Source organism: Streptomyces sp. x-80 (assembly GCF_046549095.1).
Taxonomy (GTDB): domain Bacteria; phylum Actinomycetota; class Actinomycetes; order Streptomycetales; family Streptomycetaceae; genus Streptomyces; species Streptomyces celluloflavus.
Genome location: NZ_JAJPWM010000006.1, coordinates 304,369 through 315,782, shown reverse-complemented (window position 1 = coordinate 315,782; position 11,414 = coordinate 304,369). Strand labels below are relative to the sequence as shown.

The 11,414-nt window shown below is 73.7% G+C and carries 9 protein-coding genes; 8 read left to right on the top strand and 1 reads right to left on the bottom strand.

All coding sequences use genetic code 11. The features are described from left to right. Positions 1 to 52 precede the first annotated feature (52 nt). From ACLJWH_RS14405 to ACLJWH_RS14390, 4 genes are read left to right on the top strand one after another with little or no spacing between them, the layout of a single operon-like run. On the top strand, positions 53 to 1,609 hold the full coding sequence (locus ACLJWH_RS14405) for an FAD-binding oxidoreductase (protein ID WP_411142059.1): 1,557 nt from the start codon (positions 53 to 55) through the stop codon (positions 1,607 to 1,609). Between the two features lie 27 nt (positions 1,610 to 1,636). Further along, complete coding sequence (locus ACLJWH_RS14400) at positions 1,637 to 2,287, top strand: glycerol-3-phosphate responsive antiterminator (RefSeq protein ID WP_411142058.1); 651 nt, start codon at positions 1,637 to 1,639, stop codon at positions 2,285 to 2,287. 3 nt (positions 2,288 to 2,290) lie between these two features. Then, positions 2,291 to 2,593, top strand: a complete 303-nt coding sequence (locus tag ACLJWH_RS14395) for a putative quinol monooxygenase (protein ID WP_411142057.1) — start codon at positions 2,291 to 2,293, stop codon at positions 2,591 to 2,593. Beyond that, the gene (locus ACLJWH_RS14390; RefSeq protein ID WP_411142056.1) at positions 2,590 to 3,744 is read left to right on the top strand and encodes a zinc-binding dehydrogenase; all 1,155 of its coding nucleotides are present in this window, start codon (positions 2,590 to 2,592) and stop codon (positions 3,742 to 3,744) included. The genes ACLJWH_RS14395 and ACLJWH_RS14390 overlap by 4 nt, the downstream gene beginning before the upstream one ends. 397 nt (positions 3,745 to 4,141) lie before the next feature. Here ACLJWH_RS14390 and ACLJWH_RS14385 read toward each other — a convergent pair whose 3' ends face one another. After that, positions 4,142 to 4,678 (bottom strand): DUF4232 domain-containing protein, encoded by a 537-nt coding sequence (locus ACLJWH_RS14385; protein ID WP_411142055.1) that lies wholly within the window; start codon positions 4,676 to 4,678, stop codon positions 4,142 to 4,144. 511 nt (positions 4,679 to 5,189) lie between these two features. Here ACLJWH_RS14385 and ACLJWH_RS14380 point away from each other — a divergent pair. The 4 genes from ACLJWH_RS14380 (at position 5,190) to ACLJWH_RS14365 (ending at position 11,387) form a co-directional block, all read left to right on the top strand. After that, positions 5,190 to 6,926 (top strand): purple acid phosphatase family protein, encoded by a 1,737-nt coding sequence (locus tag ACLJWH_RS14380; RefSeq protein ID WP_411142054.1) that lies wholly within the window; start codon positions 5,190 to 5,192, stop codon positions 6,924 to 6,926. Positions 6,927 to 7,129: 203 nt separating this feature from the next. Then, positions 7,130 to 7,963: a M55 family metallopeptidase gene (locus ACLJWH_RS14375; protein WP_411142216.1), complete on the top strand. Its 834-nt coding sequence runs from the start codon at positions 7,130 to 7,132 to the stop codon at positions 7,961 to 7,963. Then, entirely contained in the window at positions 7,956 to 9,290 is a 1,335-nt protein-coding gene (locus tag ACLJWH_RS14370; protein ID WP_411142053.1) for a M20/M25/M40 family metallo-hydrolase, read from the top strand. The genes ACLJWH_RS14375 and ACLJWH_RS14370 overlap by 8 nt, the downstream gene beginning before the upstream one ends. A gap of 69 nt (positions 9,291 to 9,359) precedes the next feature. After that, the gene (locus tag ACLJWH_RS14365; RefSeq protein ID WP_411142052.1) at positions 9,360 to 11,387 is read left to right on the top strand and encodes a S9 family peptidase; all 2,028 of its coding nucleotides are present in this window, start codon (positions 9,360 to 9,362) and stop codon (positions 11,385 to 11,387) included. Positions 11,388 to 11,414: the final 27 nt, after the last annotated feature.

Genomic DNA, 11,414 nt, shown 5'->3' with positions numbered 1-11,414 from the left:
GCGCCCCCGCCGCTCCCCACCGAGCGGCCCGTACCACCCAAGGAGCAGCACCGTGATCAGCCGACAGACCATCACCCACCCCTTCAACCGCGGCGACTACACCGTCGGCGCACCCACACCGCCGCGCTGGGCCCGCACCACGCCCATCGGTGACGGTGCCGCCGCCCTCCAGGCCGCGGACCCCGTGCCCGTCCCCGATGCGGTGCTGGACGCGCTGCGCGACGCCGCGCACACCGTCCACGTCGAGCGCGCCGAGGTCGTCGCCCGCACCCGCGACTGGTGGGCCGGCTCGATGATCGGCGAGACCGACGGCCGCCCGGCGACCCCGGACGCCGTCGTCGTCGAGGCCACCGACGCCGACCAGGTCGCCGCCGTCCTGCGGATCTGCCACACCGCCGGAATCCCGGTCACCCCCTCGGCGGGCCGCAGCAACGTCACCGGCGCGGCGCTGCCCGTCTTCGGCGGCGTCGTCCTGGACCTGTGCGGCCTGAACCGGATCACGTCCTTCGACGCGGAGTCGAACGTCGTGGACGTCCAGGCGGGCATGTTCGGCGACCTCTTCGAGCAGGAACTCCAGGAGACGTACGGCGTGACCACCGGCCACTGGCCGTCCGCGTTCGCCGTCTCCACCGTCGGCGGCTGGATCGCCTGCCGCGGCGCCGGCCAGCTCTCCACCCGCTACGGCAAGATCGAGGACATGGTCGTCGGCATCGACGTCGTGCACGCCGACGGCACCCGCGCCACCTACGGCGACTACTCCCGCGCCGCCACCGGCCCCGACCTGCGCCAGCTGTTCATCGGCTCGGAAGGCACACTGGGCGTCATCACCGGCGCCCGGCTGCGCGTCCACCCGCTCCCCGGTCACGCCAAGGCCCTCGCCTTCGGTTTCGCCACCTTCGCCGAGGGCCTCGAAGCCTGCCGCCGCATCCTCCAGCGCGGCGCCACCCCCGCCGTACTGCGGCTGTACGACGCCCTGGAGAGCAAGGTCCACTTCGACCTGCCGGACACCAACCTGCTGCTCATCGCCGACGAGGGCGACCCCGCGCTGGTGGCCGCGGGCCTGGCGGTCAGCGCCGAGATCTGCGCCGAATACGGTCCCGAACTCGACAGCGACGCCGTCTTCGCGCGCTGGCTGAACGACCGGATGCTGGTCGGCAAGTCCGCCGACGGCTTCACCCCGGGCCCCGGCTTCGTCGCCGACACCCTGGAGATGGCCGCCTCCTGGGCCGAACTGCCCGGCATCTACACGGAGGTGACCGCCGCCATCCAGTCCGTACCCGGCACCCTGGCCGCCTCCGCCCACCAGTCGCACGCCTACACCGACGGCGCCTGCGTCTACTTCTCGCTGCGCGGCGATGTCGAGCCCGGCCGGCGCCGCGAGTGGTACCGCGCCGTCTGGGACGCCGCCAACGAGGTCCTGCTGCGCCACGGCGCGGCGATCAGCCACCACCACGGCTGCGGTCTGCTGCGCGGCCCCTACCTGCCCGAAGCCCTCGGCGCCGGGTTCGCCGCCTTCGCCGCCGTCAAGGAGGCCCTCGATCCGGCCGGCATTCTCAACCCGGGCAAACTGGGCCTGCCCAGCCGCTTCGGCACCGCACCGCTGGCCTGAGCCGGCGCCCTCCACCACAGGCAGGCCATGAATCCTCGACCCCGGCCCGGCGTCGCCCTCGACCGCCGGCTCTCCACCGCCTTCTCCCAGGTCCCCGTCATCGCGTCGGTCGTCGGGGCGCAACTGGTACGGCAGTTCGCCGAGGCCCCCGCGTCGGTGGGCATCGTCGCCTCGCTGCCGGTGGGGCAACTGCCGCAGATCGTGCCCGCGCTCGGCCGGGCGGGCAAGACGGTCTTCGTCAACGTCGACAGCAGCCCCGGCCTGGCGCAGGACCGCGGCGCGCTGGAGTTCCTCAAACACATGGGCGCGGCCGGGGTGGTCAGCACCCGGCTCAACCTCATCGAGAAGGCCCGGCCGCTGGGCCTGCTGTCCATGATGAAGGTGTTCGTCACCGACCGGTCCAACCTGCGGCGCAGCACGGACGCGGTGGCCCGGGGACTGCCCGACCTGGTGGAGGTCATGCCCGCGCCGATCGTGGCGCATATGAGCCCTCAGGCGCAGCGGGCCATGACGCCCTTCGTCGCGGCCGGTTTCGTCGAGACGGCCGCGGACGTGGCCAAGGCGATCGCCCTCGGCGCGGTCGCCGCGGCCACCTCCGACCCCCGGCTGTGGGAGCTGCGCCGCGACCAGCTCCCGGCGGTGCCCGCCGCCCCCGCCCGCACCACCCCTTTGGAGTAGGACATGAGTTATGTCGTCATCGCCCGCTACCGCACCCTGCCCGGACGTGAGGAGGAGGTCCTGACCCTGCTCGACGCCATGGCGCGGGCGTCCCGCCAGGAGCCCGGCTGCCGCCGGTACCGCGTCCACCAGGGCACCGAGGACCCGCGCGCCATCGCGCTGTACGAGGAGTACGACGCCGAGGCCGGCTTCACCGCGCACTGCGCCTCGGCCCACTTCCAGGACCTCGTCATCGGCCGGATCGTGCCCCTGCTGGAACAGCGCGACGTCCTGCGCTGCACCCCGCGCGCGGAGGCGGCCGCATGAAGATCGCGGCAGCCGTCCTGCGCGAGGTCACCGGGCGCCGCCCCTACCGGGACAGCCGGCCCGTGGAGATCGAGGAACTGACGCTCGGCGCGCCCCGGGAGGGCGAGGTGCTGGTCCGGGTGGCCGCGGCCAGCCTCTGCCACTCGGACCTCTCCGTCGTCAACGGCGACCGGGTCCGCCCGCTGCCGATGGCGCTGGGCCACGAGGCGGTCGGCGTGGTGGCGGAGACCGGTCCCGGCGTACGGCGCGTCGCCCCCGGCGACCATGTCGCGCTGGTCTTCGTGCCCAGCTGCGGACAGTGCCGCCGCTGCGGTGAGGGCCGTCCCGCACTGTGCGGCGCGGCCGCGGCGGCCAACGGTTCCGGCGGTCTGCTGCACGGCCCCGCGCTGCTGCGGGACGCCGCCGGCCGGACCGTCCACCACCAGCTGGGGGTCTCCGCGTTCGCCGAATACGCCGTCGTCGCCCAGGAGTCGGTGGTCCCGATCCCGTCCGACATCCCGTTCGCCGTGGCCTCGATGTTCGGCTGCGCGGTCCTCACCGGCGCGGGCGCGGTGATCAACACGGCGGCGCTGCGCCCCGGCCAGTCCGCGGTGGTGTACGGGCTCGGCGGCGTCGGCCTCTCCGCCGTGCTGGGCGCACGGGCGGCCGGTGCCTTCCCGGTCATCGCCGTCGACCCGGTGCCGGCCAAACGCGACCTGGCCCGGCGGCTCGGCGCCCATCACGCGATCGCCCCCGACGGCGCCGTCGAGGCGATCCGTCAGCTCACGGACGGCGGCGCCGACCTGGCCGTCGAGGCGGTCGGCAGCCCGGCCGTGACGGGGGAGTGCCTCCAGGCGGTCGACCGGGGCGGCAGGGTCGTCTCGGTGGGCCTGCCGGCCCCGGGCCGCACCCTGGAGGTGCCCGCGCTGGCCTTCGCCGGCGAGGGGAAGTCACTGATCGGCTCGTACATGGGCGACGCGGTCCCGCGCCGGGACATCCCGCGCTACCTGGACCTCTGGCGGGCCGGGGCGATGCCGGTGGAGGAACTGCACACCGGCACGCTTCCGCTCAGTGGGCTCAACGAGGCGCTGGAGGAACTGGCGAGTGGGGTGGCGATCCGGCAGGTGATCGACACCTCCGGGCTGCTGGCGCCTGGGGCCGCGTCGGCGTAGGGCGGACCGTATCGGTCCTGGCGGCCGGGTGCGGCGGTGTCCGGCTGGGGCCGTGGACCGGTGGAGCACGGGCCGTGGACCGGTGGAGCGCGGGCTGTCGCGCACACCGGGCGCGCGTACCCCGAGCGCGGTTACCTCACGGCGGCGAGACCTGCGCGGACTCCGCACAGGTCTCGCCGCGCCGCCGCGCCGGGAGGAGTCAGAACCAGAGTCCGCAGTGGTGGGCGGCCGGCGCGAACTCGACCTGTTCGTCGTGGGTGTTGCCCTGGAGGAGGGGGACGGCCGCCTCCTATTCGGCGGCGGGCGCCGCGAACCGTCGTGGCACGCCGGACACCCCGGTCTCCAGGAGGAAGGGAGACCGGGGTGAGTTCGGTGCCGGCCGTGTGCCGGGGCCGGGTTACCAGGCGAGGGCGTCGGCCGCGGTGGTCTGCCAGTAGGTGACCGTGGCGGAGTCGTCGACCCAGGTGCCCTTGGGGACGGCGGGGGAGACCATGGGCCCGACCGAGCCGGCGAGGTCGCGGCCCTGGAAGCCCAGGGACAGCTCCGCGCCCCAGTGACCGTGGCCGCCGTCGCCCGAGGTGCGGACGCCGGCGTAGGCGGACTGCCCCGGCTCCAGGGTGACGACGGCCTGCGGGATGCTGTCACGGAGGATCGGCAGGGCGGCCTGCGGCTGGTCGAAGCCCAGCAGCGGGGCGCCGTACGCATAGCAGGGCACCGTGCCGGTGTTGGTGGCCTTGACCAGCAGGTGGCTGACGGGACGGCTCACCCGGGAGACCTCGACCCTGGTGTTGGCGCCGGTGCAGGTGACGGGCGCGGCGGCCTTCGCCGTGGCCGGCGCGGCGGTCGCGGCCCCGGTCGACAGACCTGTGAGCGCGAGGGCGCCGACGAGGGCGGCCGCGGCGGCGGTGGCGATACGGGTGCGGCGGATGTTCATGTGTGTGCTTCTCCCCGGTGTGTGTCCGTGGCGGATGCGGAAAGCGACGATGACGCATGCGGTACGGCGCCCGCGGCGACGGACGGCGTGCCCGCGGCCGGTACGTCGAAGGGGCCGGACCGATACCGCTGCGACTGTGACTGCGACTGCCGCTACGACGCGGCCGACGCGGCGGCGGCCGGCGGTGGACTCAGCTTGCGGGGCGGCGGGTTCCGGCGCCAAAGGTTCCCGGGCATTCGGGACGCCGGAACGCCCACGCACGCTGTGACCTGGGGAAAGAGAAAGCCCGTGGAACGTTCCCCTGGAACGCGGGCGGCCCTGTGCCACCCGCCTCCGCTGCCCTGCGACCGGGTGTCCGGGCGCGCCACCGGCATCCACCGCCGCCGGTAAGCCGCCGGTAAGTGGCCGATAGATGGCGACTCGTGGACATGTTCCGGTCGGTCTCACGCACAGTGATCTTTTGCCGGTCGAACCTCTTGTTGAGTTCGACGGGTTCCCCTAGCGTCCGGGCATGTACGAGACGTCAGCGCACGGTGAACGACCCGACGCAGCCGCCCCGTCGGCGCGGCCGAACGGGAAATCCGGCAGCGGCCCGGCCCGCCCGGTCGCCGCCGAGCAGCACGAGCGGCCCGCCGCCTCCGCACAGGAGGCCGGCACCGCTCCACCGGACGGGACCGCGTCCCGGCACTCCCGCCGCGGCATCCTCCGCATCGGCGCGTCGGGCGGCGCCGCGTGGGCCGCCGGTACGGTCCTGCTGCCGGGCGGCGCGGCGGCCGCGGTCGCGGACCCGCGCACCGCCCCGGCCCCGGCCGCCGGCCCGGCCGTCCCCTCCGCCGTCCGTACCGCGGGGTCCGCGCTGCGCCCCTTCGGACGGCACATCAACTTCGGGGCCGACCCCGCCCGGCAGATGGTCGTCTCCTGGCAGGTGCCCGCCGCCGTGGCCGACCCGTTCATCCGGATCGGCCTGAACCCCGGCGACCTGGGCAACCGCGTCCGCGCCGAGGTCCGCCCGCTGGTCAGCAAGCTCGCCTGGCAACACCCGGTGGAGGACCAGCCGTTGGTCAGACCGAAGAAGGTCACCCAGTACCACCTGCACGCGCGGCTGGACCACCTCGTACCGGACACGACGTACTACTACGTCGTCGGCCACCGGGGCTACGACCCGGCCGCACAGGGCGCCCGCCTCGGCGAGGTGGCCAGCTTCCGCACCGCCCCCGCGCCGGGGCACGGCGGCAGCTTCACCTTCACCGCCTTCGGCGACCAGGGCATCGGCTACAACGCCGCCGCGACGAGCAACCTGATCGCCGGTCTCGATCCCGCCTTCCATCTGCACATGGGCGACCTCTGCTACGCCAACACCGAGGGCGGCGGCACCCGCTCCGACAAATACGACGCCCGCGTCTGGGACTCGTTCTTCGTACAGAACGAGCCGGTCTCGTCCCGCACCCCGTGGATGATCTCGATGGGCAACCACGAGATGGAGGCGTGGTACGGGGAGGACGGCTACGGCGGTATGCGCGCGCGGTACGCCATGCCCGACAACGCCTGGGAGCGCTCCACCGGCATCTACTCCTGGCGCTACCAGAACGTGGGGCTGCTCAGCCTGGACGGCAACGACGTCTGCTTCAACACCCCGGCCAACCTGGACTACACCAGGGGGAAGCAGACACCGTGGCTGCGCCGCCGGCTGGCCGCCTTCCGCGCCGACCCCACCATCGACTTCATCGTCGTCTACTTCCACCAGTGCACCTACTCCACCTGCCACGACAACGGAGCCGAACTGGGCGCCCAGCAGGACTGGGCCCCGCTGTTCGACCGCTACCAGGTGGACCTGGTGCTCAACGGCCACAACCACGTCTACGAGCGGACCGACCCGATCCGGGACGGCAAGGCCACCCGCAAGCTCCCCTCCGGCGGCACCACCGACCCGGTGGCGGACGGCACCACCTACGTGGTGGCGGGCGGCGGCGGGGGCGGCCTCTACAAGTTCCCGGTGGGCGACACCTACCTGGGCCACGAGAAGCCGAACGACGAACCGGTCCCCATGGTGGTCTCCACCCGGGACGGCCATGAGCAGACCGTCAAGGTCGAATGGTCCCGGGTCCGGTACACGGGCTACGGGCTGGTGGCGGTCGACGTCACACCGGCCGCCGCGGGCCGCCCCGCGCAGCTGAAGGTCCGCTGTCTGATCGAGGACGGGTCCGCGGTGGACGAGTTCACGGTACGGCGCGGCCGCCGGGGACACTGACCGGATGGCCGCGGCCGACGGACGGGCGCCGTCGGCCGCGGCCACCGCCCGGCGGCGCGGCGGCGCGGCGGAAGTCCGTCCGCCCGGCCCGGCGTACGGCCCCGGGTAGGGTGGGAACCTGTCCGGTCCTCGCAAAAAGATGCCAATTCATGATGCCCGGACCGGTGCGTACTGCCTCCCACCTGCGATAGGACTGACGCATGGTGAAGATCCTTATCTCCGCGGACATGGAGGGCGCCACCGGCGTGACCTGGCCCGCCGACGTGCTGCCCGGCACGCCCCAATGGGAGCGCTGCCGCCATATGTTCACCTCCGATGTCAATGCGGCGATTGCCGGATTCTTCGACGGCGGGGCCGATGAGGTCCTGGTCAACGAAGCGCACTGGACGATGCGCAACCTGCTGCTGGAAAAGCTCGACGAGCGCGCGCAGCTGCTCACCGGACGGCACAAGTCGCTGAGCATGGTCGAGGGTGTGCAGCACGGCGATGTCGACGGCATCGCCTTCCTCGGCTACCACACCGCGGCCGGCACCGAAGGCGTCCTCGCGCACACCTACCTCGCCAACACCCTCACCGGTGTCTGGGTCGACGGCACCCGCGCCAGCGAGGGCTACCTCAACTCCCTGGTGGTCGCCGAGTACGGCGTACCGGTCGTGCTGGTCACCGGCGACGACCGGACCTGCCAGGACGCGCTGGGATACGCCCCCCGGGCGCGCGGTGTCGCGGTCAAGGACTATGTGTCGCGCTACGCCGCGGTGTGCCGCCCGCCGGCCCGTACCGCGGCCGACATCCGGGCCGCGGCCCGGGAGGCGACGCCGCTCGCGGTGCGCCACGAACCGGCCCGGCGCGGCCCGTTCCGCCTGGAGCTGGAGTTCGACGCGGAGCACCTGGTGGGCGCCGCGACCTGCGTACCGGGCGTGGAGCGCAGCGGAGAGCGCCGCGTCGCCTATACCAGTGACGACATGTACGAAGCCATCCGGTGCTTCAAGGCGGTCACCACCGTCGTCTCGTCCGCCGTGGAGGAACAATATGGCTGAGCACCCCGGTCCCGTCGACCAGCAGGCCCTCGACGAGGTCGTGCGGTTCACTTCCGAGCTGATCCGCATCGACACCACCAACGCCGGCGACGGCGAGTGCCGGGAGCGCCCGGCCGCCGAGTACGTCGCCGAGCGGCTGGCCGACGCCGGTCTGGAACCCACCCTGCTGGAGCGCACCAAGGGCCGTACGAACGTCGTCGCCCGGGTCGCCGGCACCGATCCAGCCGCCGACGCGCTGCTGGTCCACGGGCATCTGGACGTGGTGCCCGCCGAGCCCGCCGACTGGCGCGTGCACCCCTTCTCCGGGGAGGTCCGCGACGGTGTGGTCTGGGGCCGCGGCGCCGTCGACATGAAGAACATGGACGCGATGGTGCTCGCCACCGTCCGCCGGTGGGCCCGCACGGGCGTCCGGCCGCGCCGCGACATCGTGCTGGCCTTCACCGCCGACGAGGAGGCCAGCGCCGAGGACGGCTCCGGATTCCTCGCCGACCACCACCCCGGCCTCTTCGAGGGCTGCACGGAGGGCATCAGCGAGTCCGGGGCCTTCACCTTCCACGCGGGCGACGGGAAGCGGCTGTACCCGATCGCGGCGGGGGAGCGGGGCACCGCCTGGCTGACCCTGACCGCCCACGGCCGGGCCGGACACGGCTCGAAGGTCAACCGTGAGAACGCCGTCAGCCGGCTGGCCGCCGCGGTGGCCCGGATCGGCGCGCACGAATGGCCGGTCCGGCTCACCCCCACCGTGCGGGCCGCGCTCGGCGAACTCGCCGCGCTGTACGGCATCGACGTGGACGTGCACGCCGACGGCTTCGACGCCGACCGCCTGCTGAGCCGGCTCGGCCCGGCCGCCAAACTGGTCGAGCCGACCGTCCGCAACAGCGCCAACCCGACGATGCTGGCGGCCGGTTACAAGATCAACGTGATCCCGGGCAGCGCCGTCGCCCATGTGGACGGCCGGGTCGTCCCCGGCGGCGAGGCGGAGTTCCGCACGACCCTGGACCAGCTCACCGGACCCGATGTGACCTGGGACTACCAGCACCGGGAGGTCGCGCTCCAGGCACCGGTCGACGCACCGGTCTACACCGCGATGCGCGCCGCGATCGAGCACTTCGACCCGCAGGGGCACGTCGTCCCGTACTGCATGTCCGGCGGCACGGACGCCAAGCAGTTCTCCCGGCTGGGCATCACCGGGTACGGCTTCTCGCCGCTCAAACTGCCCCCGGACTTCGACTACCAGGCGCTCTTCCACGGCGTGGACGAACGGGTACCGGTCGACGCCTTGCACTTCGGCGTCCGCGTCCTTGACCATTTCCTGCGGCAGGCGTAGCGCGCCGCCGCCCACGACGAGATGGCTGACGGGCCGTACGGCCCGGTCCGGCCCGGGAGGAAGCCCAGCATGGTGACCACGGCCCCCTACGGAGCCTGGCCGTCCCCGATAGACGCCCGGACGGTCGCCGCCCACGACGGTCGCCCCGCCTTCCTCGGCCTGGTCGGCGACGACATCTGGTGGACCGAGCCCCGGCCCGCCGAGGGCGGCCGGCGCACCCTGGTCCGCAGACGGCCGGACGGCACCGAGGAACCGGAGCTGCCCGCGCCCTGGAACGTCCGCAGCCGGGTGCTCGAATACGGCGGCCGGCCCTGGACCGGCACGGTCACCGACCGCGGCACACTGGTCGTCTTCAGCAACTTCGCCGACCAGCGGCTGTACGCCTGGGAACCGGACAGCGGGGCCGCCCCGCGCCCGCTCACCCCGCTCTCCGCCGTCGGCGGCGGACTGCGCTGGGTGGACCCGGTGCTCCGCCCGGAGCGCGGTGAGGTGTGGTGCGTCCTGGAGGAGTTCACCGGCCCCGCACCCACCGATGTGCGCCGCGTGATCGCCGCTGTGCCGCTCGACGGCACCGCCGCCGAACACCGGGACGCCGTAAGGGAGTTGAGCGACGACCGGCACCGCTTCGTCACCGGGCCGCGAATCTCCCCGGACGGCCGGCGGGCCGCCTGGATCGCCTGGGACCACCCCCGGATGCCCTGGGACGGCACCCTGGTGATGCTCGCCGGGATCACCGCCGAGGGGGAGTTCACCGACTCCCGGCCGCTCGTCGGCGACCTCGGCCCCGCCGTCCCGGACGCCACCGCGCGGGGCGAATCCGTCGCCCAGATCGAATGGGCCGCCGACGGCTCGCTGCTCTATGTCTCCGACCCCGACGGCTGGTGGGAACTGCGCCGCGTGGACCCCGGCGCGGCGGCCGGCGGCCCGGCGGCGGGCCGCCGGCTGGGCCCCGCCCGGCAGGAGGAGTTCGGCGGCCCGCTGTGGAACGTCGGGCAGCGCTGGTTCCTGCCGCTGGAGAGCGGCCCCGTCGCCACCGTCCACGGACGCGGCGCCAACGCCCTGGGCATCCTCGACCCGGTCTCCGGCGAACTGGTCGACGCGGCGGGCCCGTGGACGGAGTGGGCGCCGGATCTCGCCGCGCACGGCAGCCGCATCATCGGCATCGCCGCCGGACCGCACAGCTCCTACGAGATCGTGGAGCTGGACACCTGCACCGGCCGCTCCCGGGCCATCGCCTCCCGCCACACCGATGCGCTGGACCCGGCGTACTACCCTCGGCCCCGGTCCCGTACGTTCACAGGCCCCGACGGCCGGGACGTGCACGCCCACATCTATCCGCCGCACCACCCCGACCACACCGGGCCCGACGGTGAACTGCCGCCCTTCGTGGTGTGGGCGCACGGCGGCCCGACCGGCCGCGCCCCGCTCGTACTCGACCTGGAGATTGCCTATTTCACCTCCCGCGGTATCGGCGTCGCCCAGGTCAACTACGGCGGTTCGACGGGCTACGGCCGGGAGTACCGCGAGCGGCTGCGCGGCCGGTGGGGCGTGGTGGACGTCGAGGACTGCGCGGCCGTCGCCCGGTCGCTCGCCGAGGAGGGCACCGCCGACCGCGCCCGGCTGGCCATCCGCGGCGGCAGCGCGGGCGGCTGGACCACCGCCGCCTCCCTGACCACCACCGACCTCTACGCCTGCGGCACGATCAGCTATCCGGTCCTGGACCTGACCTCCTGGGCGACCGGCGAGACCCATGACTTCGAGTCGCGGTACCTGGAGTCACTGGTCGGCCCGCTCGCCGAGGTGCCCGAGCGCTACCGCGAGCGCTCCCCGCTGCACCACGCGGACCGGATCGCCGCGCCGTTCCTGCTGCTCCAGGGCCTGGACGATGTGATCTGTCCGCCCGCGCAGTGCGAGCGGTTCGTCGCCGAGGTCGCCGGACGCGGTGTGGCGCACGCCTATCTCACCTTCGCCGGCGAGGGGCACGGCTTCCGCCGCAAGGAGACCATCGTCCGCGCCATCGAGGCCGAACTCGCCCTCTACGCCCAGACGTTCGGCATCGCGCGCGACGACATCCCGGCCCTGGAGCTGCGCACCTGACGGCGGCTCGGCCGGCCCCGCCGCACG

What these genes read in the sequence shown, in the direction of transcription:
- ACLJWH_RS14395 (WP_411142057.1), top strand. Translation starts at nt 2,291, where the DNA reads ATGAGTTATGTCGTCATCGCCCGCTACCGCACCCTGCCCGGACGTGAG.
- ACLJWH_RS14365 (WP_411142052.1), top strand. Translation starts at nt 9,360, where the DNA reads ATGGTGACCACGGCCCCCTACGGAGCCTGGCCGTCCCCGATAGACGCC.
- ACLJWH_RS14385 (WP_411142055.1), bottom strand. Translation starts at nt 4,678, where the DNA reads ATGAACATCCGCCGCACCCGTATCGCCACCGCCGCCGCGGCCGCCCTC.
- ACLJWH_RS14380 (WP_411142054.1), top strand. Translation starts at nt 5,190, where the DNA reads ATGTACGAGACGTCAGCGCACGGTGAACGACCCGACGCAGCCGCCCCG.
- ACLJWH_RS14390 (WP_411142056.1), top strand. Translation starts at nt 2,590, where the DNA reads ATGAAGATCGCGGCAGCCGTCCTGCGCGAGGTCACCGGGCGCCGCCCC.
- ACLJWH_RS14400 (WP_411142058.1), top strand. Translation starts at nt 1,637, where the DNA reads ATGAATCCTCGACCCCGGCCCGGCGTCGCCCTCGACCGCCGGCTCTCC.
- ACLJWH_RS14370 (WP_411142053.1), top strand. Translation starts at nt 7,956, where the DNA reads ATGGCTGAGCACCCCGGTCCCGTCGACCAGCAGGCCCTCGACGAGGTC.